The sequence below is a fragment of the Pseudomonas sp. SMV71 genome (assembly GCF_052042015.1).
Taxonomy (GTDB): Bacteria; Pseudomonadota; Gammaproteobacteria; order Pseudomonadales; family Pseudomonadaceae; genus Aquipseudomonas.
The window spans coordinates 1-22,689 of sequence record NZ_JBKGGU010000019.1; the positions used below are offsets into that span (position 1 = coordinate 1).

Consider the following 22,689-nt stretch of genomic DNA (forward strand, 5'->3'; position numbering starts at 1 on the left):
CGCCGATTATCAGTCCGCCCCTGGCCGGCGAATCCAATACCTGAACAACGGCTCTGCCATAAACAGCACGAACAACAGCCGCATCACCTGCAATGCAGTCACCAGCGGCACTGACAGTTGCAGCGTCTCCGCCGTCAGGCTCATTTCCGCGATGCCGCCGGGCATCATGCCCAAGGTCAGTGAGCGCAGGTCCAGATGGGTCAGGGTGCTCAAGCCCAGGGCCGCGAGGGTTGCGATCAGCATCGTCAACACCGTGCCGACCAGGGTTCGTCCCATGAACGAGGGCGCCCGGCGGAAGAATTGTCGGTTGAAATGACAACCCAGCCCGCTGCCAATCAGCCACTGACCAAACTGGCTGGCCCCGTTGGGCAGGCCGATGTGCAAATCCCAGCCGACGCTCACCGCCGCGCTCACCAGCAACGGCCCGAACAACCATGGGTTGGGTTGACGCAAGCGTTGCCAGAGCCAGGCGAGCAGGGCGCCCGTCGGAAACAGCAGCGCCAGCCACAACCAGTCCACCGTCGTGGCGTGTTGTACCGGAACGCCTTCGCCCAGGAGGTATTTGAAGGCGGCCGGCACGCACAGCACCACCACCAGGACCCGCAGACTCTGGCCCGCGGCCACGCGGCTGAGGTCCGCGCCATTGCGCGTGCCCAGGTTGACCATTTCACCGGAGCCGCCCGGCATGCTCGAAAAGAAAGCCGTGGCGCGGTCTTCACCGGTGCGGCGCATCAGCCACACACCCACCACACTGGACACGCTGGTGATCAGCGCACCGAAAAAAATCAGGCCGAAGTGGCTCAGCACCTGCTCCATGACCACCGGGGTGAAGTGCAGGCCGATCCCGATGCCCACCACCCATTGGCCGCACTTGCGACCGCCGGGGATTTCCATCAGTTGCCACGGCGTCAGGCAGCGCACCAGGATGATCGCCAGTAACGAGCCGACCATCCAGGGCAAAGGCCAGCCGATCAGGCTGGCCAGGTAACCGCCGGCCAGACCGACCAGCGGGGTTCCCCACCATTGTCTGAAAGTCGCCTCAGCCATTGGCCAGGGCACGGCGTTGGGCACTGCGGCGACGCCAGATCCGCAGCAATGGCATGAACAGCATGATCGCCGTCAGTATCCAGCAACCGAAGGTGATCGGGCTCGACCAGAGAATCTCCAGCGCGCCGTTGGAGATCGACAGCGCCCGGCGCAGGTTCTGTTCCATCAGACCGCCGAGAATGAAGCCCAGCAGTACCGGTGACAGCGGGAAGTCCAGCTTGCGCAGGATGTAGCCGAAGATGCCGATGCCGATCATCAGGAACAGGTCGAACGTGGTGGCGTGCACCGCATAGACACCGATCCCGGTAATGATCGCGATCACCGGGACCAAGGCCCAGTTCGGCACCGCAAGGATTCGGGTGAAGACGCGAATCATCGGAATGTTGAGGATCACCAGCATGACGTTGGCGATGAACAACGAGGCGATCAGGCCCCAGACGATGTCCGGTTGTTGCTGGAACAACAGTGGACCAGGGGTGATGTTGTACAGCGACAGCGCACCGATCATCACTGCCGTGGTGCCCGAGCCGGGAACGCCGAGGGTCAGCATCGGCACCAGCGCGCCGCAGGCCGCGCCGCCAATGGCGGTTTCCGGGGCGGCGAGGCCACGCTTGTCGCCCTGGCCGAAGGTACCGTTCGCGCCGGCGATGCGTTTTTCGGTCATGTAGGCCACGGCGCTGGCCAGGGTCGCACCGGCACCCGGCAACACGCCCATGATGAAGCCGAGCAGGCCGCAGCGCAGGTTCACGACGAAGACCGATGCCGCTTCCTTGAAGTTGAACATCATCCGCCCGGTCGCCTTCACCGCCTCCTGGCCGCGGTGGGTTTTTTCCAGCAGCAAGAGGATTTCACTGATGGAGAACAGGCCCAGCACCAGCACGACGAACTGGATGCCATCGGTCAAATGGATGTTGTCACCGGTAAAGCGGTAGACGCCGCTGTTGGCATCAATGCCGACGCAAGACAGGAACAGCCCGATCAGCGCCGCGATGAAGGTCTTGAGCGGACGATCACCGGCCATGCCGCCAAGGCAGACAATGGCAAACACCATCAGGACGAAATATTCCGCCGGTCCGAAGGCAATCGCCCACTTCGCCAGCAACGGTGCAAACAGCACCATGCCGCAGGTAGCGATGAACGCCCCGATGAACGAGCTCCAGGCCGACAGCGACAACGCCACGCCGGCCAGGCCCTGGCGAGCCATCGGGTAGCCATCGAGCGTGGTCATCACGGTGGAAGCTTCGCCCGGAATGTTGAGCAGGATCGAACTGATGCGCCCGCCGTACTCGCAACCCAGGTACACCGCCGCCAGCAGGATAAGCGCCGATTCCGGCGGCAGGCCCAGGGCAAACGCAATCGGGATCAACAGGGCTACGCCGTTGATCGGTCCCAGGCCCGGCAGCAGGCCGACCACGGTGCCGATCAGGGTGCCGGTCAGCGCTGTGACCAGGTTGTAGGGCGTCAGTGCGACGCCGAAACCCTGGCCGAGATAATTCAGGGTATCCATATCAATTCTCCAGGATGTCGAGCAGGCCCAAGGGCAGCGGTACGTCCATCAACTTGTCGAACAACAGATAAAGACCAATGGCCATCAGGCTGATGATCACCACGCTTGGCAGCCAGCGACCGCCATAGAGGCGAGCCATCGGCACGCCGATCAGGATGCTCGACACAATGAAACCCAGCGGTTCGAAGGTCCCGGCGAACACCAGCAGCAGCCCGACGCAGATGCCGATTTTCTGCAGGGTTTCACGATCCAGTTGCGGATCATCGTCGCTGTGCACGATGGGGGCGGGACGAAAAATCATGTACAGCAGCGCGACGCCCATCAGGCCCAGCATCAGCAGCGGGAAAGCGCGCGGGCCGACGGGCTCGTAGGAAAAGGCTGCCTGATACGGCCAGGCCATCAGCGCGAGGCCGATGCAGACCAACAGCAGCACCGAAGCAAAAATACGTTGAATGGTGAGCATGACTTACTCCTGGGCGGCGCGACCGTGAGGCCAGCGCCGCCACGAGAACAGGGGACAGTTACTGGATCAGGCCGAACTCTTTGGCCAGTACCTTGTAATCAGCCACTTGTTTCTTCACATAGGTGTCCAGTTCCGGACCGGTCATGGCAAACGGGAACAACTCGCGCTGGTCACGCAGCTTGGCGAACTCTTCGGACGCCAGGAGTTTGTCGAAAGCCTCTTTCCACCAGGCGTAGTCTTCGTCGCTGACTTTTGGCCCGAGATAGAAGCCACGAACCACCGGCCAGATGATGTCGTAGCCCTGTTCTTTGGCAGTCGGGATGTCTTTCATTTCCGGCTCGTCCAGGCGCTTCTCGGCGAACACCGCCAGCAGGCGCATGTCGCCACTCTGGATATGCGGCATGGAGTCGGAGATGTCCGTACTGCCGACCTGGATGTGGCCACCGAGCAACGCAGTGGCGATCTCGCCGCCGCCTTCGAGGGCGACGTAGCGCAGATCGCGTGGATTGATACCGGCCGCCTTGGCGATGAGCGCGGTCTGCATCCAGTCCTGGCTGCCCACGGTGCCGCCGGAGCCGATGACCACCGAGCTCGGATCTTTCTTCAGGGCCTGTACCAGATCGTCGAGGGTCTTGTAGGGCGAATCGCTTTTCACGGCGATGGCGCCATAGCTGGTGCCGACAGCCGCCAACCAGCGCACGGCGCTTTCATCGAAGCGGCCGAACTTGCCCTGGGCCAGGTTCAACAACGAACCGCTGGACCAGGCCACCAGCGTGCCGCCGTCGGCCGGACGCTGGGCGACCACTGCGTTGTAGGCCACCGCGCCGACACCCCCGGGCATGTAGGTGACGCGCATCGGTTTGGTCAACAGTTTCTGGTTGACCAGGGCGCTTTGTGCCAGTTTGCAGGTCAGGTCGAAACCGCCGCCAGGGGAGGCCGGGGCGATGCACTCGGGGCGCTTGGGCTCTTTGGATGGATCGGCGGCGAGCAATTGCCCGGTGAACATCAGGCAACCGGCAGCGATGGCTACTTTACGCAGTGATAGGCTCATTGTTGTCTCCACAGGAGTTGTTGTTGTGTTGGGTTTGAAGCGCGTGTCGCGGGACTTGCGGCCTGGCTGCCCTGGAGGGTCGGGCGGGACGGCAGGCATGGGAAATCACCAGGCCAAGAGGCGGCACCGGTCGAAATGATCAAGTAGGAGTGGGAAGGGCAGGCAGGTATCGGAACCTGAAGCTGCATGAACAGCATGGTGAGTACTCCGCTTTTATTGTTCTTATTAAGGCGAAAACGCTTCGAGGCGTTTTTCGTGTGCGTCAAGCAGTCGAAACTATCCGTAGAGGACTTTAATGGCCGAACCTTTCGCTAACCTTTCAAAAGCTTTCAGCAGGTTTTTTGGCTTCACAGTGGCGCAAGCGGCGGTAAACTCCGCGCCAAAGAATGGCGCCGACCATCCCTGAATCGAGGAATAACCCATGCGTGTTCTGCTCGTCGAAGACCATCTGCAGCTCGCCGAAAGCGTTGCCCAGGCGCTCAAGAGCACCGGCCTGACCGTCGATGTGCTGCACGATGGGGTGGCGGCCGATCTGGCCCTGAGCAGCGAGGAATACGCTGTGGCGGTCTTGGACGTCGGGCTGCCGCGCATGGACGGCTTCGAAGTGCTGGCGCGGCTGCGCGCACGGGGCAAGACCTTGCCGGTACTGATGCTGACCGCTCGCAGCGACGTCAAGGATCGGGTCCATGGCTTGAACCTCGGCGCCGACGACTACTTGGCCAAGCCATTCGAACTCACCGAGCTTGAGGCTCGGGTCAAGGCGTTGTTGCGCCGTAGCGTGCTGGGCGGCGAGCGCCAGCAGCGCTGCGGTGGGCTGGTTTATGACCTGGATACCCGCCGCTTCACCCTCGACGACGAACTGCTGACCCTGACATCTCGCGAGCAAGCGGTGTTGGAGGCGTTGATCGCCCGGCCGGGGCGGGTGATGAGCAAGGAGCAGCTGGCAGCCCAGGTGTTCGGCCTGGACGAAGAAGCCAGTCCCGACGCCATCGAGATCTACGTCCATCGCTTGCGCAAGAAACTCGACGGTCATGCGGTGGCAATCGTGACCTTCCGCGGCTTGGGCTACTTGCTGGAGACCCGCGATGCATAAGCCCGACAGCCTGCGCTGGCGGTTGCTGTGGAACCTGGCGTTGCTGTTGGTGGTGCTGATGCTTGCCAGCGGTCTGAGCGCCTACTGGAACGGGCGCGAGGCTGCGGACACGGCTTACGACCGCACGCTGCTCGCTTCGGCCCGGACCATTGCCGCCGGCCTGTCGCAACGCGACGGCAGCCTCAGCGCGGACGTGCCTTATGTCGCGCTGGACACTTTTGCCTACGACAGCGCCGGGCGTATCTATTACCAGGTCAACGACATCAACCAGAAGCTGATCTCCGGATACGAAAATCTTCCGGGCCCCCCGCCCGGCACGCCGCGCACCGACGATTACCCGGCTCTGGCGCGCTTCTATAACGCCAGTTATCAAGGCCAGAACGTGCGCGTGGTGAGCCTGCTCAAGGCGGTGAGTGAACCGAACATGAACGGCATGGCGGAAGTTCGTGTGGCCGAAACCGAGGAGGCGCGGGTCCGCATGGCCCGCAGCCTGATGGCCGACACGCTGCTACGCCTGGGCATGCTGGCGGTTGGGGCGTTGTTGCTGGTTTGGTTCGCGGTCAGTGCCGCGTTGCGCCCGCTGGAGCGGTTGCGCACGGCGGTGGAGGAGCGCCAGCCGGACGATCTGCGGCCGTTGCCGTTGGTTGAAGTGCAACACGAGTTGTGGCCGCTGGTGCGAGCGCTCAATCATTTCACCGAGCGGTTACGCGGGCAATTCGAGCGTCAGGCGCAATTCATTGCCGATGCGGCCCATGAACTGCGTACACCCTTGGCCGCGCTCAAGGCGCGCCTTGAGTTGGGGTTGCGCGCCAATGAGCCGCTGGTCTGGCGCGAAACCCTGGAAACCGCCGCCCAAGGTACTGATCGACTGACGCACCTGGCCAACCAGTTACTGTCCCTGGCACGGGTTGAAAATGGCGCCCGGGCGATTGCCGAAGGTGGCGCACAGTTGCTGGACCTTAGCCAACTGGCCCGTGAACTGGGCATGGCAATGGCACCGCTGGCCCATGCCCGGGGCGTGGCGCTGGCCCTGGAAGCCGACGAACCGGTGTGGTTGCGGGGCGAACCAACCTTGCTCAACGAGTTGTTGAGCAACCTGGTGGATAACGCACTGGCTCATACGCCCTCCGGTGGCAACGTGATCCTGCGGGTCAGCGCGCCGGCGGTGCTGGAGGTCGAGGATGACGGCCCGGGCATTCCTTTGCACGAGCGGGATCGGGTGTTCGAACGCTTCTACCGGCGCAACCAGCAAGTGGCCGGCTCCGGACTGGGGTTGGCGATCGTCGGCGAAATCTGTCGCGCCCACCTGGCGCAGATCACTCTACATGACGGGCAGGAGCGGGGGTTGAAGGTGCGGGTGAGTTTTGTCGCCGGGTAAAACCCGCTGCGGCGAGGGAGCTTGCTCCCGCTCGACTGCGCAGTAGACGCAAGATTGAGGGGCCGCTGCGCAGCCCAGCGGGAGCAAGCTCCCTCGCCACGACGCGGCCGGTGTTGCTAATAAAACATCGACCGCGCTTCTTCGATGTCCGCCACTCGATCCGGGTTTTCCAGGTGGATGCCCAGCTTCTTGAACGCAGGCACTGCAAACATATCGACCTTGCCGAGGGGATGGTCGGTGTCCTTGTAGCAGTACAGCGCCGCGACCTGCACCAGGTCGACGTAGTCGATGTGCCTGGTCGTGCGTTCGAAATCCAGGTACAGCCCGGGCAACTTCACCAGTCTCTCCGGAAACTCCCAGACGCTGAGCAATTTGTCTCCCAGCACCGGATGAATCGTTTCGATGACATGGTTGAGGCTGACGGGGTCGGAGAGCAATTCGTTGTTGTCCTGGGCATAGGTCAGGATCGGCAGCACGCCGATCTGATGCACCAGCCCACCCAACGCGGCCTGGTCGGGCTTGAGTTGCGTGTACGCGCGGCATAAGGCATAGCTGACGCCGGCGATTTCCAGGCTCTTGCGCCAGACTTCACGCATCTTTTGCTCCACCACCTCGGAGCGGGCGTGGAAAATCTGCTCCATGACCAGGCCTATGGCCAGGTTGCTGCTGTAATTGACCCCCAGTCGTGTGATGGCCGTGTGCAGGTCAGTGACTTCCTGGGTCGCACGCAGCAGTGGGCTGTTGACCACTTTGATCAAGCGCGCCGAAAGGGCCGTATCGCGGCCGATCACTTTGCTCAGGTTGCTGACACTGATTTCCGGGTCTTCAGCGGCCCGGCGAATCTGCAGGGCGACTTCGGGTAATGTAGGTAAAACCAAGTCATCGTTGCCGATGGCTTGCAGCAAATCCCGTTGGACCTTCTCCGCCAAATCGCTCATTTCGATTCTCTAGAGTGTTGCGACAAAATGCTGCGATCAGCGCTGGATTTCGCGGTCGCGGTCCAGTTCGTAAGGCAGGTCGAGCAATTGGAGCGCCGGACCTTCCAAGGCGCCGAGATGCACGTTGCCCTCTTCTGCTGCGTCGGCCTGCAACACCGCCAGCAGTTCAACGTTTGCTCCGGCGTCGGCGGCGAGAACCACCTCGCCAATGGAACTGCCGTGGACAGGGGAGAACAGTTCGGTGCCGGGTTCCGGTAATGGGCTGGCATCGAGTTTCAGGCGATACAGGCGCCGCTTGAGTTTGCCCAGGTACTGCATGCGCGCGACGATTTCCTGGCCGGTGTAGCAGCCTTTCTTGAAACTCACACCGCCAACGGCTTGCAGGTTAAGCATCTGCGGGATGAACAACTCGCGGGTGGCCGGCATGACCTGGCCGATCCCGGCGCGGATCTGGCCCAGCAGCCAGGGGTTGAGGTCCGTTTCGGCCAGCGTCGCGCGCAACCGGGTTTGCAGCGCCTGTGCCTGTTCGGCCGGGGCCCACAGTTCGGCACGGTCGGGCGAAACGCGGATGGCGATCAACGAATCATGGCGAACCACGCTGTCGGTGTCGGCGGGCAATTGAAGGCCCAGTTCGGCCAGCACGGTATCGGCGGCTTGCAGACCGAAGCGGACCCAGGCCGCGCTTTCATCGGTGAGCCTGGATTTGGAGAACACCGCATATTTTTTCAGATCGGCCAGTTGCGGTTCGAGCAATTCGGTCGCCATCGCCATCAATACGCCGTCGCCCTCGAGCAGGATGCGGAAACTCGATTGCATCCGGCCTTTCTGGGTGCAGCGGGCACCGAGACTCGATTGGCTGTCGCTCAGGTAGTTGAGGTTGCAAGTCAATTGGCCTTGCAGGAATTTGCCGGCATCCACGCCGCGGACCGCGAGAACGCCTTCGTGGGACAGGGTGCAGAAAAAAGCGGAATCAGCCATGGGTCATCGCAGGTAAAAAAGTCTGGTGGACATCATAAGGGGGCGCCCTTGAAATGGATAGTTCACAAAGGATCGATGGTCCCGACCAAAGCTGTCTGTCGTACGGCGGCGCGGCCTGTATACTTGCGCTCTATTTGAGGAGCGCTCCATGGTCGAAGATGTTGAACTGAACCGCCTCTATTGGCACAGCCGCCGCGGTATGCTTGAGCTGGACGTATTGCTGGTGCCGTTCGTGAAAGAGGTCTATCCCCATCTCAATGAAGTGGACCGTGCCTGCTACGTCCGTCTGCTCGCATGCGAAGACCAGGACATGTTCGGCTGGTTCATGGAGCGCAGCGAATCCGAGGACCCGGAATTGCAGCGCATGGTCCGAATGATTCTGGACCGTGTCCAGCCCAAGTAATCGCTTCGAATGCCGCTGGCAGGCCTGCGGGCAACTGTTGGCGGCCTATCTCCTGGCTCAGGTCGTGGCCTTGGGGTCGTTGTTTTTGCTGGCCGTCCCATCGTGGCTCATCGCAGTGGGCATGGTTCTGTGTCTGGCGCATGGCGCCTGGACGCTACCGCGACATTTACTGCTGACCAATCCACGAGCCTTTTGTGGGCTGCGCCACGACGCCAGCGGTTGGCAACTCTGGAACCGGGCGGATGGCTGGCAGTCGGTGCAGTTGCGTCCCGATAGCCTCGCATTGCCGATGATCATCGTGCTGCGCTTTCGCCGCCGGGGTGAGCGGCGGGTACGCTCGGTGTGCGTACCCCGCGGCGCGCTGACGCCGGATGTCCATCGGCGCCTGCGGGTGCGGCTCAGGTTCAGTCGGCGTAGGTGGGCGGCACCAGAATAGTGTCCAGCGCCTCGGGGAGCAGGTTCGGATAGTCGAGGGTGTAATGCAGACCCCGGCTTTCCTTGCGCTCCATCGCCGAGCGAATCATCAGTTCGGCCACTTGGGCCAGGTTGCGCAACTCGATCAGGTCGCGGCTGACTTTATAGTTGCTGTAGAACTCATCGATCTCATCCAGCAGCAAGCGCACCCGATGCTGCGCCCGTTGCAGACGTTTGTTGGTGCGCACGATGCCTACGTAGTCCCACATGAAACGCCGCAGTTCATCCCAGTTGTGGGCGATGATCACGTCTTCGTCCGAGTCGGTGACCTGGCTGGCGTCCCAGGCGGGCAGGGCGGCCGGGATGGCGATCTGTGGCAACTGCTGCAGAATGTCCGCCGCTGCCGAGCGTGCATAGACGAAACACTCCAGCAACGAGTTACTGGCCATGCGATTGGCGCCGTGCAGGCCGGTGAAGCTGGTTTCGCCGATGGCGTACAAGCCGGGCACGTCGGTGCGCCCGGACTGGTCGACCATCACGCCGCCGCAGGTGTAATGCGCCGCCGGTACCACCGGGATCGGTTGCCGGGTGATGTCGATGGAGAATTCCAGGCAGCGCTCGTACACCGTCGGAAAATGGTTTTTGATGAACGCTTCAGGTTTGTGGCTGATGTCCAGGTAGACACAGTCGACGCCAAGACGCTTCATTTCATGGTCGATGGCACGGGCAACGATGTCCCGTGGCGCCAGTTCGGCGCGAGGGTCGAACCGGTGCATGAAGCGTTCACCGTTGGGCAGCTTCAGGTGTGCGCCTTCCCCACGCAGGGCTTCGGTAACCAGGAAACTCTTGGCCAATGGGTGATAGAGGCAGGTGGGGTGGAACTGGTTGAATTCCAGGTTCGCCACCCGGCAGCCCGACCGCCAGGCCATGGCGATGCCGTCGCCGCAGGCGCCGTCGGGGTTGCTGGTATAGAGGTAGACTTTCGCCGCGCCGCCGGAAGCCAGGACGACAAAGCGTGCGCCGTAGGTGTCGACTTCGCCGGTACCGCGATTGAGCACATAGGCGCCAAGGCAACGGTCGCCGTCCAGGCCCAGGCGTTTTTCGGTAATCAGGTCAACGGCGACACGTTGTTCCAGCAACTCGATGTTCGGTCGTTGGCGGGCCTGGGCGAGCAGTGTCTTGAAAATGGCCGCGCCGGTGGCATCGGCCGCGTGGATGATGCGTCGATGACTATGGCCGCCTTCGCGTGTCAGGTGAAACTCGAAACCACCGTCTTCAGTGCCGGCCTGCTCGTCGCGAGTAAACGGTACGCCCTGATCGATCAACCACTGGATGGCTTCCCGGCTATGCTCGACAGTGAAGCGCACCGCCTGCGGGTTGCACAGGCCGCCGCCGGCATTGAGGGTATCGTCGACATGGGATTCGATGGTATCGGTGTCGTCCAGCACGGCCGCAACGCCGCCTTGGGCCCAGTAAGTCGAGCCGTTGGCCAGGTCACCCTTGCTCAGCACTGCAATGCGCAGGTGCTCCGGCAAGGTCAGGGCAAGGCTCAATCCGGCGGCACCGCTGCCGATTACCAGAACATCGTGTTGAAACTGTTGGCTCATTCGAATGATTTCCGCTCAAGGCGACCCGGGAAAGGGTTGGTGTCGCGCCGCTGCAATCGGCTCAGACAACCACGCAGCCCACTAGTATATAGAGGGGGGGATCGGCACAATAGCCGGGCATTCATGGCAATATGGAACCAGTGTGACAGAAACGCGACACGCTTCGTCGGATCGCGGTTCGGCTGGGCGAAGGTCAAGACGGCGATTTCGAGGATAAACGCTGCCTATCTCGGCATGGTCGCTCGATGTTCCATCTGCATTGCCAGTAAAGAGTGGGAACTTTTGCCAAGCGCCTACGTTCAATAGACGGTTGTCTGCAAAAGGGAGCAGCGTCGGGTTGGGTGCAGGATTTCGATTGGAGTCCCTGCCGGCAGGCCCGGCGACAGATTATTCGCGCAGCCGGGGAATCTCGTGCTGCGTTTTTCGTGCGTGCCGGGATCAGAGCGCGCCGGAAACTTGCTTGAAAGGGGGAGAACTTTTGCGAAAAGCCCGAGTCTATGTTTGCAAGCCTGGTCAATTAGTAATGCCAGCCTCCTTCGAGCTCATCGAGGAGTGTTCATGCTAACCCAGGAAGAGGATCAGCAGCTGGTCGAACGCGTGCAGCGCGGCGACAAACGAGCGTTCGATCTGCTAGTGCTGAAATACCAGCACAAAATTCTCGGGTTGATCGTGCGTTTCGTGCACGACACCCATGAAGCCCAGGATGTTGCCCAGGAAGCCTTCATCAAGGCGTACCGGGCACTTGGTAATTTTCGCGGGGACAGCGCGTTTTATACGTGGCTTTACCGCATCGCCATTAACACGGCGAAAAACTATCTGGTTTCACGCGGCCGCCGGCCGCCGGATAGCGATGTGAGTTCTGAGGATGCGGAGTTCTACGATGGCGATCATGGCCTCAAGGATCTCGAATCACCGGAACGAGCGTTGCTGCGGGATGAGATCGAAGGCACCGTCCATCGGACCATCCAGCAACTGCCCGAAGATTTGCGTACGGCTTTAACTTTACGTGAGTTCGACGGTCTGAGTTACGAGGACATTGCGAGCGTCATGCAATGTCCGGTGGGTACCGTGCGCTCCCGGATCTTCCGCGCCCGGGAGGCCATCGACAAAGCCCTGCAACCGTTGTTGCAGGAAAACTAAAGACAGCGGCGATAGCCAAGAGAGGAACGCCATGAGTCGTGAAGCCCTGCAGGAATCGCTGTCCGCAGTGATGGATAACGAAGCGGACGAACTGGAATTGCGTCGGGTATTGAATGCCTTCGACGATGTTGAAACCCGTGAGACCTGGGCGCGTTACCAGATCGCCCGGGCTGTCATGCACAAGGACCTGCTGCTTCCGCGTCTGGATATCGCTGCGGCCGTTTCCGCTGCATTGGCTGATGAAGCCGTACCGGCAAAAGCGTCTCGCGGACCATGGCGTAGCCTGGGTCGCTTGGCAGTTGCCGCTTCGGTCACCGTAGCCGTACTGGCCGGTGTGCGCCTGTACAACCAGGACGAGATTGCCGGCGTGCAGATGGCGCAGCAGTCCAACCAGCCTGGCTTGGCTGCTCCACAGGTCAAGGGCCCGGCAGTCCTGGCTGGTTACAGTGAAGGTTCGGAAGCGGCAGGTCCGATGGTCAACGGTGTCTTGCAAGGCCAACCTGGCTGGCATGATCAGCGTCTGCCCAACTATCTGCGTCAACATGCGCAGGAAGCCGCCTTGAAAGGCAGCGAAAGCGCACTGCCCTATGCTCGTGCAGCCAGCCTGGAAAACCGTTAAGTAAGGAGCACCATTGCGCGCCATACCTCTGTTCACGCTTCTGCTGGGTGGCTGGTGTGCGTTGCCAGCCTATGCCGATGAGGCTCAAGACTGGTTGAATCGTCTGGGCCAGGCCGAGCAACAGCAAAGCTTCCTGGGCACCTTCGTATACGAGCGCAACGGTAGTTTCTCTACCCATAACATCTGGCATCGCGTCCAGGATGGCAAAGTCCGCGAGCGGCTACTCCAGCTCGACGGCTCGGCACAGGAAGTCCTGCGTATTGATGGACATACTCAATGCGTCAGCGGCTCCCTGGTCGCGGGGCTGAGCAATCCCCCCGACAGCAGCGCTCGTACGCTCGATCCGCAAAAACTCAAAAATTGGTACGACCTTGCCGTCATCGGCAAGTCGCGTGTGGCTGGGCGCCAAGCGGTTATCGTGGCCCTGACGCCCAAGGACCAGCATCGCTATGGCTTTGAATTGCATCTGGACAAGGAGACCGGGCTGCCGCTCAAATCCTTGTTGCTCAGCGACAAAGGTCAGTTGCTTGAGCGTTTCCAGTTCACACGCCTGAACATCTCTGTGCCCACCGATGGCGACCTTCAGGCCAGCGGCGATTGCAAGGCTGTCACGCAGGCGCCCGGCAAGGTTGCCAAGACCAAGGTCGCCTGGCACTCGGACTGGCTCCCGCCGGGCTTTGAACTGACCGGCAGCGATTCGCGTAAAGACCCCGACACCCAGGTTCAGGTCAGCAGCCTCATGTATGACGATGGCCTGGCGCGCTTCTCGGTATTCCTGGAGCCGTTGAACGGTGCCAACGCCACCGATACCCGTACACAACTTGGCCCCACGGCCGCAGTGTCTCGTCGACTCACGACGCCTCAGGGCGAAATGATGGTCACGGTGGTGGGCGAGATTCCCATCGGCACGGCGGAACGGATCGCGCTGTCGATGCGCTCTGACGTGGCGACCCAGTAGTTTGTCGCGTGGAGGGTTCGGTTATGCAAGAGGCTGTCTACGCCGGGGCTTGATCGAAATGCCGAAACTTCCTGTCAGTATTTTCATTTGCAAAACTTCAGGTTTTTTTCTATTAGGTCAGAGCCGCACGGCTCTGGCCTTGCCTGTTTTTCCGGAACAGAAATACCGGCGTCTCGTTCTGCGGGTATTCCTGGCTCCATATCGCTTAACCATGCTCGTCGTAACGGGAGCCGTATGTCGATACCACGTTTGAAATCCTACCTATCCATCTTTGCCACCGTGCTGGTGCTCGGCCAGGCTGTTCCTGCCATGGCGGTCGAGCTACCTGACTTTACGCAACTGGTCGAGCAGGCTTCGCCCGCGGTTGTCAACATCAGTACGACGCAGAAGCTGCCGGATCGCCGTGTGTCAGACCAGCAGATGCCGGACCTGGAAGGCCTGCCGCCGATGCTGCGCGAATTCTTCGAGCGCGGAATGCCGCAGGCGCCGCGCTCGCCCGGTGGTGGTCGCCAGCGTGAAGCGCAATCGCTGGGGTCGGGCTTCATCATTTCGCCTGACGGTTACATCCTGACCAACAACCATGTCATCGCCGACGCCGACGAAATCCTGGTGCGTCTGGCTGATCGCAGTGAACTCAAGGCCAAGCTGATCGGTACCGATCCACGTTCCGACGTGGCGTTGTTGAAAATCGACGGCAAGGATCTGCCTGTGCTCAAGCTGGGCAAGTCCCAGGACCTGAAGGCCGGCCAATGGGTCGTGGCCATCGGTTCGCCGTTCGGTTTCGACCACACCGTGACCCAGGGGATCGTCAGCGCCATCGGTCGCAGTCTGCCGAACGAAAACTATGTACCATTCATCCAGACCGACGTGCCGATCAACCCGGGTAACTCCGGCGGCCCGCTGTTCAACCTGGCGGGCGAGGTAGTAGGCATCAACTCGCAGATCTATACCCGCTCCGGGGGCTTCATGGGTGTGTCCTTCGCAATCCCGATCGACGTTGCCATGGACGTTTCCAGCCAGCTGAAAAGCGAAGGCAAGGTCAGCCGCGGTTGGTTGGGCGTGGTGATCCAGGAAGTGAACAAGGACCTGGCCGAATCGTTCGGGCTGGAGAAACCGGCCGGTGCGCTGGTGGCGCAGATCCAGGAAGGCGGTCCGGCGGCCAAAGGTGGGCTGCAAGTGGGTGATGTGATCCTGAGCATGAACGGTCAGCCAATCGTCATGTCTGCCGACCTGCCACACCTGGTCGGCGCGCTCAAGGCGGGGGCCAAGGCCAACCTGGAAGTGATTCGCGAGGGCAAGCGCCGGAACGTCGAATTGACCGTCGGCGCCATCCCGGAGGAAGGCAAGGAACTGGATTCGCTGGCCAAGTCCGGCGCCGAGCGCAGCAGCAATCGTCTGGGCGTGGCCGTGGCCGAGCTGAGCGATGAGCAGAAGAAGGCCCTGGAGCTGCAAGGCGGCGTGGTGATCAAGGAAGTGCAGGATGGCCCTGCCGCGCTGATCGGCCTGCAGCCGGGCGACATCATCACGCACCTGAACAATCAGGCTATCGGCTCCGCCAAGGAATTCACCGATATCGCCAAAGCCTTGCCGAAGAACCGCTCGGTCTCGATGCGGGTTCTGCGCCAGGGGCGTGCAAGCTTCATTACCTTCAAGCTGGCCGAATGATCGGCTGGTGATGCAACGAAAACCGCCTCGAGAGAGGCGGTTTTTTTATGCGTGGTGAAGGGGACCGAGCACTACCGATAGATTGAGCAGCCCATGCCCCCTGTGGGAGCGAGCTTGCTCGCGATAGCGGTCGATCAGCTGGCGAAGAGGGTGATTGGCTCACCGCTATCGCGAGCGAGCTCGCTCCCACAAGACGTTCGGTGCCAGGTCCGCGAATGCTCTGTTTTCCATCACCCCATCATGTCCTTGACCATCCGCTCCTGCTCCATGAGCTCCCGCTGCCGGGCATCGATGCGTGACGAAAGTGGGAAGTTCGTGCCGGCCCGCCGTTTGGCAAAGTCCAACTGCTGGATCGCCTGACGGTAATCGCCCACCAGGGCGAAGTACTCGGCCCGCGCCTGGTGCAAGCCGATGATGTTGCCCGACAACCCGCGAGTCTCGGCCACCATGTACCAGACATCCGGATCGTCCGGACGGGTCTTGAGCAGGTTTTCCAAGGCTTTCTCGGCGTCTGCGGGGCGGTTCTGCTTGAGCAGCAGGTCGACGCGTACCTGGTTGAGCGGATAGTTGCCGGGGTATTGGCTCAGCATCCGGTCGACGCGAGACTGGGCATCGGCCAGCTTGTTGCTGGTGATGTCCAGGTCGACCTGGGCCAGGTTGTAGATGATCTCGTTCGGCGATTTGGCGAGCAGCGGCTTGAGGTTCTCGCGGGCTTCATTGAGCTGGCCGCCCTTGATCTGCGCAATCGCCAGGCCATAGCGGGCCACGTCGTTCTTTGGATTTTCATCCAGTTGCGCCCGGAAGCGTTTGGCACCCAGGCCCGGGGTTTCTTCATAAATCAACTGGACCCGTGCGCGGATCAGTTGATAGCGCATGCTGTCCTCGATGCCCCCCGGCTTGGCCTGTTCGGCGCGGTTACGGGTGTCGGCGATCCGCGATTCGGTCACCGGGTGCGTCAGCAAGAACTCCGGCGGCCTGGCGTCGAAGCGATATTGGCGCATCAGGCGCTCGAACATTGTCGGCATGGAGCGTGGATCGTAGCCGGCCCTCTCCAGGTTCAGGATGCCGATGCGGTCGGCTTCCTGCTCGTTCTGGCGAGAGAAGCGCCGCTGTTCCTGGATGGCCGCGGCCTGGGTCCCGGCAATCGCGGCGATCCCGGCGTCACCGCCACCGGCCGCGGCGATCACGATACCGGTCAGCAGCGCGGCCATCATCGGCACTTGCATGCGTTGCTGGGCTTCGACGCCACGGGCGAAGTGGCGCTGCGACAAGTGGGCCAGTTCGTGGGCCATGACCGAGGCATATTCGCCTTCGGTCTGGGCATTGAGGAACAGCCCGCCGTTGACCCCGACGATGCCGCCGGGCGCGGCGAAGGCGTTGAGCTGCGGGCTGTTGATCAGGATGAACTCCAGGCGCCGGTCATTGACCTGGCTGGTTTCCACCAGTTTGTAGACGCTGGTTTCCACGTAATCCTTGAGCTGCGGGTCGTTGAGTTGTGAAACCTGGCTGCGCAGCAAGGCCAGCCAGGCGCGACCCAGCTGGTGTTCCTGTTCTGGCGAGACGATGGCAGAACTGGCGTCGCCGAGTGACGGCAGGTCGTCGGCGAAGCCCGGTGAGGCAAGCAGGCAAGCGAGCGTCAGCAGGGTGGGGCGCAGAAATGTCATGCACGAAGCCTTAGTCGACAAAGACCTTACTGTAGCCGGACACCGGGCTCGGGACCAGATATTCTAGGCGGCCCAACGACCTGTGCGGAGCGAACCGATGACCGATGCTGTAGCCCACGATGCCGAACTGGACGCCAGCGGCCTGAACTGTCCGTTGCCGTTGCTCAAGGCCAAGTTGGAACTCAATCGCCTGGCCAGCGGCGCTGTGCTCAAGGTCACCGCCACGGATGCGGGCTCCCAGCGCGACTTCCGCACCTTCGCAAGGTTGGCCGGTCATACGCTGCTGCGCGAAGAAGATGACAACGGCGTCTACCGCTACTGGCTGAAAAAAGCCTGAATCATCCCAGGCGTTTCTTAAGGATTTTTTGATGTTCAAAGTGTTACGCGACTGGATCCAGCGCTACTTCTCCGATGAAGAAGCGGTGGTCCTGGCGGTGCTGCTGTTCCTGGCCTTCACTGCGGTGCTCACCCTGGGCGGCATGCTGGCGCCGGTACTGGCGGGCATGGTGCTGGCGTACCTGATGCAAGGGCTGGTCACTACGCTCGAGCGTCTGCGGCTGCCCGGCACCGTGGCGGTCGGGCTGGTGTTCGCCCTGTTCATGGGCTTGCTGGTGGTGTTCATGGTGGTGGTCGTGCCGTTGCTCTGGCATCAATTGGTGACCTTGTTCAACGAACTGCCGGGCATGCTCGCCAAGTGGCAATCGTTGCTGTTGCTGCTGCCCGAGCGCTATCCGCATCTGGTGTCCGACGAGCAGGTGCTGCAGACCATCGAGGTGGCGCGTGGCCAGATCGGCAAGTTCGGCCAGTGGGCGCTGACGTTTTCGCTGTCGAGCCTGCCGTTGCTGGTGAACATCATGATCTACCTGGTGTTGGTGCCGATCCTGGTGTTTTTCTTCCTCAAGGACCGGGAGATGATCGGGCGTTGGGTGCGGGGCTACCTGCCTCGGGAACGGGCGCTGATCACCCGGGTGGCCCAGGAGATGAACCGGCAGATCGCCAACTACATTCGCGGCAAGGTCATCGAGATTTTCATCTGCGGCGGCGTGACCTATATCGGTTTCGTGGCGCTGGGGCTCAACTACGCGGCCCTGCTGGCGTTGCTGGTGGGGATTTCGGTGGTGGTGCCTTACGTCGGCACCGTGGTGGTGACCGTGCCTGTGGCCTTGATTGCGCTGTTCCAGTGGGGCTGGAGCGATCAGTTCATTTACCTGATGGCGGTCTACGGGATCATCCAGACTCTGGACGGCAACGTGCTGGTGCCGCTGCTGTTCTCCGAGGCGGTGAACCTGCATCCGGTGGCGATTATCTGTGCGGTATTGCTATTTGGCGGGTTGTGGGGATTCTGGGGGGTGTTTTTTGCCATTCCCCTGGCGACACTGTTCAAGGCGGTGCTGGATGCGTGGCCGAGCAAGGAACCGGTGGTAGCGCCGTTATTGTAGTGGTTTTATCGGTTGAGGCTGATGGCCTCATCGCGAGCAGGCTCGCTCCCACGGGGATCTATGCAGCAGCACAGATCCAGTTCTCACAGGGATCTATGTAACAACACAGATCCAATGTGGGAGCGAGCCTGCTCGCGATAGCGTCAAAACCAACAGTGAAAATGTCTCAGGCCTTGTTGAGCGCCTGAGCCGCCGCCAACACCGCATCCACATGCCCCGGCACCTTCACGCTACGCCATTGCTGGCGCAGCACGCCATTCTTGTCGATCAGGAACGTGCTGCGATCCACGCCCAGGTATTCCTTGCCGTAGAGCTTCTTCAGCTTGATCACATCGAACAGCTGGCAGACGGCCTCGTCCTTGTCGCTGATCAGCTCGAACGGGAACTCCTGCTTGCACTTGAAATTCTCGTGGGACTTGAGGCTGTCCCGGGAGACACCGAACACCTCGGTGTTGGCCGCCTGGAACTGCGAGTACTGGTCACGAAAGCCCTGGCCTTCAGTAGTGCAGCCGGGGGTGCTGTCCTTGGGGTAGAAGTAGATCACCACCTGCTTGCCCTTGAGGGCGGCGAGGCTGACGGTCTGCCCGCTGGTAGCGGGGGCCTGGAAATCGGTAACCGGCTGGTCGATGGCAACGGCCATGAACGCTTCCTTACATTGGGTTTTGTGGGCGCCACGGTTCGATCAGGGCATCCAGGTTCATCGCGTCGGCGAAATCCAGGAACTGATCGCGCAGCCAACTGATCTGGGTGCCGGCCGGCAGAGTCACGGTGAACGTGGCGTTGAGCATGGTGCCGCCGGTCTGCGGCGCCTGGTAGGTGTCGCAGGTCAGGTTTTCCAGCTCGACGTGGTGATCCATGAAGAACTGGCACAGCTCGTTGATGATGTCCGGGCGGTAGGCCGAGCTGACGTAGGCCACATAGGGCAGCGCCTGGGGACGGTTCTCCAGCGCGGCGCTACGCACCACGTTGACCGTGAAGGCGTGCTTCTTGGCCAGCACGGGCAAGCTGCCTTCCAGGCGGGCCAGGGCGTCCCAGCTACCGGAAATCTCGAGCACCAGCGCGCTGCATTCGCCATGGCGGGTCAGGCGTGAGGTCACGACGGCGCAGCGGTTTTCATGGCTGGCGCGGCACAGGACGTTGGTCAGCTCCATGGGGTTGGCGCCAAGGGCACTGATGACAAGGAATTGTTCGCGGACTGTGGGGGTGGACATGCAGCATTCCTAAAGCGATGAGCGGTCGGCACCTTGCGGCTCGACACGGCGCCAGGCCCGCGCGGAACGTACGGCTCAAGCCCTGTGCCGGGGTTGTGCTGCATTCCTGAAGGCGGGAATGCATCCGGACAAACGCAGGATCGGGGCTTGTGGCGACGAAAACGAAGGCTTGGAACCGGCTGGTGAGCTTATCGGTACCGATCAAAGCCTGAAGGGTAGCGAAAACCATCGCCAAGGGGAATGGTAGTTCGCTTGTACAAGCATCTTGGCGCCAGTACCATTACCGCTCTCTTTTTCCGGCAGGAGCGGTTTCATGATTGCGGGCAGTATGGTGGCACTGGTCACACCCATGGATGCACAAGGGCATCTTGACTGGGCCAGCCTCAGCAAACTCGTGGACTTCCATCTTGAGAACGGCACCCATGCCATTGTCGCTGTCGGCACCACCGGCGAGTCGGCGACCCTCGACGTCAATGAGCACATCGAAGTCATCCGTGCCGTGGTCAAGCAGGTCAACGGTCGCATCCCGGTCATCGCCGGCACCGGCGCCAACTCGACCCGTGAAGCCATCGAGCTGACCCGCAACGCCAAGGAAGCCGGCGCCGACGCCTGCCTGCTGGTCGTGCCGTACTACAACAAGCCGACCCAGGAAGGCTTGTACCAGCACTTCAAGCACATTGCCGAAGCAGTCGACATCCCACAGATCCTCTATAACGTTCCCGGCCGCACCTCCTGCGACATGCAGGCCGAGACCGTGATCCGCCTGGCCAGCGTGCCGAACATCATCGGTATCAAGGAAGCCACTGGCGACCTGAAGCGTGCCAAGGCCATTCTCGATGGCGTCAGCAAGGACTTCATCCTGCTGTCCGGCGACGACCCGACCGCAGTAGAACTGATGCTGCTGGGTGGCAAGGGCAACATTTCCGTCACCGCCAACGTCGCTCCGCGCGAAATGGCCGACCTGTGCGAGGCCGCGCTCAAGGGCGACGCCGAGACCGCACGGGCCATCAACGAAAAACTGATGCCGCTGCACAAGGACCTGTTCATCGAAGCCAACCCGATCCCGGTGAAGTGGGCGTTGGTGGAGATGGGCCTGATGCACGAGGGCATCCGCCTGCCACTCACCTGGCTGAGCACAACCTGTCATGAACCGCTGCGGCAGGCCATGCGCCAGTCCGGCGTCCTGGTTTAATTGAGGAAGTACAACGCATGAAGCGAATGGCCGGACTTTCCGCACTTGCCTTGATTATCTCCAGCACCAGTGGCTGCGGGTGGATCTGGGGGCCGGAGGGTTACTTCCGCGACCGTGGTAGCGATTACCTGCAAGCGCAACAGACTGCACCGATGCAATTGCCACAAGACGTCAACGTCGCCAAGCGTCTGGATCCGCTGCTGCCGATCCCGCGCAACGTCGCCGACGACAGCGTCAAGGGCGAATATGTTGTTCCACGTCCGCAACCGCTGTCGGCCATTGCCGATGCCAGCGACTACACCTTGCAGAAGAGCGGCGACTCCAGCTGGGTCATGGGTCAGCATCCACCGGCCGAAGTCTGGCCGGTGGCGATCCAGTTCTTCCAGGACAACGGTTTCCGCCTGGACGAACAGCGTCCGCAAACGGGCGAATTCACCACCACCTGGCAGCGTGCCGATGAGCTGTCCGCCGCCATGGCCAAGCGCCTGAGCGCCGCCGGTGTCGCTTCCGACAGCGAAACCCGCGTGCGGGTGCGCATCGAGCCGGGTGTGCAGCGCAACACCAGCGAAATCTACGTGGTCAGCGCCGAGCGTCCTGCCGGCAGCACCGCCGACGTAGCGTTCACCAACCGTTCGGTCAATACCGGCCTCGACGCCGCGCTGGTGGACGACCTGCTTGCCAGCATGAGCCGCACCGCCGAGCAGGGCGGTTCCGTCTCGATGCTGGCCACCCGGGACTACGACACGCCGAGCCGCGTCAGCCTGAGCGAAGACGGCAGCGGCAACCCGGTGCTCAACGTCGGCTCCGACCTGGACCGTGCTTGGTCGAGTGTTGGCCGTGCGTTGGAGCAGGGCGAGTGGCGGGTTGAAGACATTAACCGCAGCCTGGGCCTGTACTACATCAACCTCGCCGAAAAGGCCGAGAAAAAAGACGAGAAGCCTGGCTTCTTCAGCGGTCTGTTCGGCAGCAAGCCGGACAAGGAAGAAGTCGAAGCCCGCGCCGAGCGCTATCAGGTTCGCCTGAGCAAGGTGGGCGATAGCGTCCAGGTGACCGTCGAGAAGAACATCAACACCGTGGCGCCGGCCGATGTGGCGCGTAAAGTGTTGAGCGTGATTCAGGACAACCTGGGCTGATCCGATGCGTTTTGCCGTTCTCGGCAGCGGTAGCCAGGGCAACGGCACGCTGATCGCCAGCGCTGGCACATACGTGCTGGTCGATTGCGGTTTCTCCCTGCGGGAAACCGAGAAGCGCCTGTTGCGCCTGGGTGTGCACCCGGCGCAACTGAGCGCGATACTCGTGACCCACGAACATGCCGACCACGTGCATGGCGTGGGTTTGCTGTCTCGGCGCTACAATCTGCCGGTGTACCTGAGCCGAGGCACCCTGGGTGGCCTGCGCAAGCCCATCGAGCCAGCGGGTTTCGTGGCCGGTGGCGAGCAATTGCGCATTGGTGCCCTGGATATCAGCGTGGTCAGCGTGGCGCACGACGCCCGGGAGCCAACGCAGTACGTGTTCAGCGACGGCGAGCGGCGTTTCGGCTTGCTCACTGACCTTGGGTCGTATTGCGACCGGGTCATGGACAGTTACCGGGACCTCGATGCCTTGATGATCGAGTCCAACCACTGCCGCGACATGCTGGCGCAGGGTTACTACCCGTACTTCCTCAAGCAGCGCGTGGGGGGGGAGCGCGGACATTTGAACAACCACCAGGCGGCGTACCTGGTGGCCGAGTTGGGCTGGCAAGGCCTGCAACACCTGGTCCTGGCCCATCTGAGCAGCAAGAACAACCTGCCGCAGCTGGCCCGGCAATGTTTTGTCGACACCCTCGGGTGCGACCCGGACTGGCTGCAACTGGCCGATCAAGATTCAGGGCTCGACTGGCGACATATCGCCTAGCCCACTACTTAGCAAGCGGAGCCCAT

Annotated in this window: 23 protein-coding genes; 13 read left to right on the forward strand and 10 right to left on the reverse strand. The window is 61.7% G+C overall.

Annotation, left to right across the window (positions count from 1 at the left end; all coding sequences use genetic code 11):
• Window positions 1-9 precede the first annotated feature (9 nt).
• From ACLEJQ_RS19215 to ACLEJQ_RS19230, 4 genes are read right to left on the reverse strand one after another with little or no spacing between them, the layout of a single operon-like run.
• Window positions 10-1,047, reverse strand: a complete 1,038-nt coding sequence (locus ACLEJQ_RS19215; RefSeq protein ID WP_440797486.1) for an AbrB family transcriptional regulator — start codon at window positions 1,045-1,047, stop codon at window positions 10-12.
• Complete coding sequence (locus ACLEJQ_RS19220; RefSeq protein ID WP_440797488.1) at window positions 1,040-2,554, reverse strand: tripartite tricarboxylate transporter permease; 1,515 nt, start codon at window positions 2,552-2,554, stop codon at window positions 1,040-1,042. The genes ACLEJQ_RS19215 and ACLEJQ_RS19220 overlap by 8 nt, the downstream gene beginning before the upstream one ends.
• A 1-nt stretch (window position 2,555) precedes the next feature.
• On the reverse strand, window positions 2,556-3,017 hold the full coding sequence (locus ACLEJQ_RS19225) for a tripartite tricarboxylate transporter TctB family protein (protein ID WP_440797490.1): 462 nt from the start codon (window positions 3,015-3,017) through the stop codon (window positions 2,556-2,558).
• Between the two features lie 58 nt (window positions 3,018-3,075).
• Window positions 3,076-4,068, reverse strand: coding sequence for a Bug family tripartite tricarboxylate transporter substrate binding protein (locus ACLEJQ_RS19230; RefSeq protein WP_440797492.1), 993 nt, complete (start codon window positions 4,066-4,068; stop codon window positions 3,076-3,078).
• A gap of 421 nt (window positions 4,069-4,489) precedes the next feature.
• On the opposite strand from ACLEJQ_RS19230, the gene ACLEJQ_RS19235 reads away from it, so the two are divergent.
• Together ACLEJQ_RS19235 and ACLEJQ_RS19240 are read left to right on the forward strand one after the other, a co-directional pair.
• Window positions 4,490-5,161 carry a response regulator gene (locus ACLEJQ_RS19235; protein WP_047701775.1) on the forward strand — a complete coding sequence of 224 codons (672 nt, stop codon included), beginning with the start codon at window positions 4,490-4,492 and terminating at the stop codon, window positions 5,159-5,161.
• Window positions 5,154-6,539 (forward strand): sensor histidine kinase, encoded by a 1,386-nt coding sequence (locus ACLEJQ_RS19240; protein WP_440797495.1) that lies wholly within the window; start codon window positions 5,154-5,156, stop codon window positions 6,537-6,539. Before ACLEJQ_RS19235 ends, ACLEJQ_RS19240 begins: the two co-directional genes overlap by 8 nt.
• 116 nt (window positions 6,540-6,655) lie before the next feature.
• Here the strand turns inward: ACLEJQ_RS19240 and ACLEJQ_RS19245 are convergent, their stop codons facing one another.
• Complete coding sequence (locus tag ACLEJQ_RS19245; RefSeq protein WP_440797497.1) at window positions 6,656-7,477, reverse strand: HDOD domain-containing protein; 822 nt, start codon at window positions 7,475-7,477, stop codon at window positions 6,656-6,658.
• A 36-nt stretch (window positions 7,478-7,513) separates the two neighbouring features.
• A complete protein-coding gene (gene ygfZ / locus ACLEJQ_RS19250; RefSeq protein WP_440797499.1) occupies window positions 7,514-8,455 on the reverse strand; it encodes a CAF17-like 4Fe-4S cluster assembly/insertion protein YgfZ in 942 nt (313 codons plus the stop codon).
• 148 nt (window positions 8,456-8,603) lie between these two features.
• Here ygfZ and ACLEJQ_RS19255 point away from each other — a divergent pair, with 148 nt between their 5' ends.
• On the forward strand, window positions 8,604-8,858 hold the full coding sequence (locus tag ACLEJQ_RS19255; protein WP_238964247.1) for an FAD assembly factor SdhE: 255 nt from the start codon (window positions 8,604-8,606) through the stop codon (window positions 8,856-8,858).
• A complete protein-coding gene (locus ACLEJQ_RS19260; protein ID WP_440797501.1) occupies window positions 8,842-9,294 on the forward strand; it encodes a protein YgfX in 453 nt (150 codons plus the stop codon). Before ACLEJQ_RS19255 ends, ACLEJQ_RS19260 begins: the two co-directional genes overlap by 17 nt.
• On the opposite strand, the gene nadB is transcribed toward ACLEJQ_RS19260, so the two are convergent.
• The gene (gene nadB, locus ACLEJQ_RS19265; RefSeq protein ID WP_440797503.1) at window positions 9,263-10,879 is read right to left on the reverse strand and encodes an L-aspartate oxidase; all 1,617 of its coding nucleotides are present in this window, start codon (window positions 10,877-10,879) and stop codon (window positions 9,263-9,265) included. The two genes, ACLEJQ_RS19260 and nadB, sit on opposite strands and share 32 nt — an antisense overlap.
• Window positions 10,880-11,437: 558 nt before the next feature.
• Between nadB and rpoE the strand changes: the two genes are divergently transcribed.
• The 4 genes from rpoE (at window position 11,438) to ACLEJQ_RS19285 (ending at window position 15,261) form a co-directional block, all read left to right on the forward strand.
• Window positions 11,438-12,019 carry an RNA polymerase sigma factor RpoE gene (gene rpoE / locus ACLEJQ_RS19270; protein WP_003172477.1) on the forward strand — a complete coding sequence of 194 codons (582 nt, stop codon included), beginning with the start codon at window positions 11,438-11,440 and terminating at the stop codon, window positions 12,017-12,019.
• Window positions 12,020-12,050: 31 nt separating this feature from the next.
• Entirely contained in the window at window positions 12,051-12,638 is a 588-nt protein-coding gene (locus tag ACLEJQ_RS19275) for a sigma-E factor negative regulatory protein (protein WP_440797505.1), read from the forward strand.
• A gap of 13 nt (window positions 12,639-12,651) precedes the next feature.
• On the forward strand, window positions 12,652-13,596 hold the full coding sequence (locus ACLEJQ_RS19280; protein ID WP_440797507.1) for a MucB/RseB C-terminal domain-containing protein: 945 nt from the start codon (window positions 12,652-12,654) through the stop codon (window positions 13,594-13,596).
• 234 nt (window positions 13,597-13,830) lie between these two features.
• Entirely contained in the window at window positions 13,831-15,261 is a 1,431-nt protein-coding gene (locus ACLEJQ_RS19285; RefSeq protein ID WP_440797509.1) for a DegQ family serine endoprotease, read from the forward strand.
• A 230-nt stretch (window positions 15,262-15,491) separates the two neighbouring features.
• Here ACLEJQ_RS19285 and ACLEJQ_RS19290 read toward each other — a convergent pair whose 3' ends face one another.
• Window positions 15,492-16,925 (reverse strand): M48 family metalloprotease, encoded by a 1,434-nt coding sequence (locus tag ACLEJQ_RS19290; RefSeq protein ID WP_440797511.1) that lies wholly within the window; start codon window positions 16,923-16,925, stop codon window positions 15,492-15,494.
• Between the two features lie 97 nt (window positions 16,926-17,022).
• Between ACLEJQ_RS19290 and ACLEJQ_RS19295 the strand changes: the two genes are divergently transcribed.
• Window positions 17,023-17,262, forward strand: coding sequence for a sulfurtransferase TusA family protein (locus tag ACLEJQ_RS19295; protein WP_025212368.1), 240 nt, complete (start codon window positions 17,023-17,025; stop codon window positions 17,260-17,262).
• A gap of 31 nt (window positions 17,263-17,293) precedes the next feature.
• Window positions 17,294-18,364: an AI-2E family transporter gene (locus ACLEJQ_RS19300; protein WP_440797513.1), complete on the forward strand. Its 1,071-nt coding sequence runs from the start codon at window positions 17,294-17,296 to the stop codon at window positions 18,362-18,364.
• Between the two features lie 166 nt (window positions 18,365-18,530).
• Here ACLEJQ_RS19300 and ACLEJQ_RS19305 read toward each other — a convergent pair whose 3' ends face one another.
• The gene (locus ACLEJQ_RS19305) at window positions 18,531-19,004 is read right to left on the reverse strand and encodes a peroxiredoxin (RefSeq protein ID WP_440797515.1); all 474 of its coding nucleotides are present in this window, start codon (window positions 19,002-19,004) and stop codon (window positions 18,531-18,533) included.
• Between the two features lie 10 nt (window positions 19,005-19,014).
• Window positions 19,015-19,575: a glycine cleavage system protein R gene (locus ACLEJQ_RS19310; protein WP_003184325.1), complete on the reverse strand. Its 561-nt coding sequence runs from the start codon at window positions 19,573-19,575 to the stop codon at window positions 19,015-19,017.
• 313 nt (window positions 19,576-19,888) lie between these two features.
• Between ACLEJQ_RS19310 and dapA the strand changes: the two genes are divergently transcribed.
• From dapA to ACLEJQ_RS19325, 3 genes are read left to right on the forward strand one after another with little or no spacing between them, the layout of a single operon-like run.
• Window positions 19,889-20,767 (forward strand): 4-hydroxy-tetrahydrodipicolinate synthase, encoded by an 879-nt coding sequence (gene dapA / locus ACLEJQ_RS19315; protein WP_440797518.1) that lies wholly within the window; start codon window positions 19,889-19,891, stop codon window positions 20,765-20,767.
• Window positions 20,768-20,784: 17 nt separating this feature from the next.
• A complete protein-coding gene (bamC, locus tag ACLEJQ_RS19320; RefSeq protein ID WP_440797519.1) occupies window positions 20,785-21,900 on the forward strand; it encodes an outer membrane protein assembly factor BamC in 1,116 nt (371 codons plus the stop codon).
• A 4-nt stretch (window positions 21,901-21,904) separates the two neighbouring features.
• Window positions 21,905-22,663 (forward strand): MBL fold metallo-hydrolase, encoded by a 759-nt coding sequence (locus ACLEJQ_RS19325; RefSeq protein ID WP_440797521.1) that lies wholly within the window; start codon window positions 21,905-21,907, stop codon window positions 22,661-22,663.
• Window positions 22,664-22,689: the final 26 nt, after the last annotated feature.

Bases quoted from the DNA above. Each gene is read 5' to 3' on its own strand.
- ACLEJQ_RS19215 (WP_440797486.1), bottom strand. From the start codon at position 1,047: ATGGCTGAGGCGACTTTCAGACAATGGTGGGGAACCCCGCTGGTCGGT.
- ACLEJQ_RS19220 (WP_440797488.1), bottom strand. From the start codon at position 2,554: ATGGATACCCTGAATTATCTCGGCCAGGGTTTCGGCGTCGCACTGACG.
- ACLEJQ_RS19225 (WP_440797490.1), bottom strand. From the start codon at position 3,017: ATGCTCACCATTCAACGTATTTTTGCTTCGGTGCTGCTGTTGGTCTGC.
- ACLEJQ_RS19230 (WP_440797492.1), bottom strand. From the start codon at position 4,068: ATGAGCCTATCACTGCGTAAAGTAGCCATCGCTGCCGGTTGCCTGATG.
- ACLEJQ_RS19235 (WP_047701775.1), top strand. From the start codon at position 4,490: ATGCGTGTTCTGCTCGTCGAAGACCATCTGCAGCTCGCCGAAAGCGTT.
- ACLEJQ_RS19240 (WP_440797495.1), top strand. From the start codon at position 5,154: ATGCATAAGCCCGACAGCCTGCGCTGGCGGTTGCTGTGGAACCTGGCG.
- ACLEJQ_RS19245 (WP_440797497.1), bottom strand. From the start codon at position 7,477: ATGAGCGATTTGGCGGAGAAGGTCCAACGGGATTTGCTGCAAGCCATC.
- ygfZ (WP_440797499.1), bottom strand. From the start codon at position 8,455: ATGGCTGATTCCGCTTTTTTCTGCACCCTGTCCCACGAAGGCGTTCTC.
- ACLEJQ_RS19255 (WP_238964247.1), top strand. From the start codon at position 8,604: ATGGTCGAAGATGTTGAACTGAACCGCCTCTATTGGCACAGCCGCCGC.
- nadB (WP_440797503.1), bottom strand. From the start codon at position 10,879: ATGAGCCAACAGTTTCAACACGATGTTCTGGTAATCGGCAGCGGTGCC.
- rpoE (WP_003172477.1), top strand. From the start codon at position 11,438: ATGCTAACCCAGGAAGAGGATCAGCAGCTGGTCGAACGCGTGCAGCGC.
- ACLEJQ_RS19275 (WP_440797505.1), top strand. From the start codon at position 12,051: ATGAGTCGTGAAGCCCTGCAGGAATCGCTGTCCGCAGTGATGGATAAC.
- ACLEJQ_RS19285 (WP_440797509.1), top strand. From the start codon at position 13,831: ATGTCGATACCACGTTTGAAATCCTACCTATCCATCTTTGCCACCGTG.
- ACLEJQ_RS19290 (WP_440797511.1), bottom strand. From the start codon at position 16,925: ATGACATTTCTGCGCCCCACCCTGCTGACGCTCGCTTGCCTGCTTGCC.
- ACLEJQ_RS19295 (WP_025212368.1), top strand. From the start codon at position 17,023: ATGACCGATGCTGTAGCCCACGATGCCGAACTGGACGCCAGCGGCCTG.
- ACLEJQ_RS19300 (WP_440797513.1), top strand. From the start codon at position 17,294: ATGTTCAAAGTGTTACGCGACTGGATCCAGCGCTACTTCTCCGATGAA.
- ACLEJQ_RS19305 (WP_440797515.1), bottom strand. From the start codon at position 19,004: ATGGCCGTTGCCATCGACCAGCCGGTTACCGATTTCCAGGCCCCCGCT.
- ACLEJQ_RS19310 (WP_003184325.1), bottom strand. From the start codon at position 19,575: ATGTCCACCCCCACAGTCCGCGAACAATTCCTTGTCATCAGTGCCCTT.
- dapA (WP_440797518.1), top strand. From the start codon at position 19,889: ATGATTGCGGGCAGTATGGTGGCACTGGTCACACCCATGGATGCACAA.
- bamC (WP_440797519.1), top strand. From the start codon at position 20,785: ATGAAGCGAATGGCCGGACTTTCCGCACTTGCCTTGATTATCTCCAGC.
- ACLEJQ_RS19325 (WP_440797521.1), top strand. From the start codon at position 21,905: ATGCGTTTTGCCGTTCTCGGCAGCGGTAGCCAGGGCAACGGCACGCTG.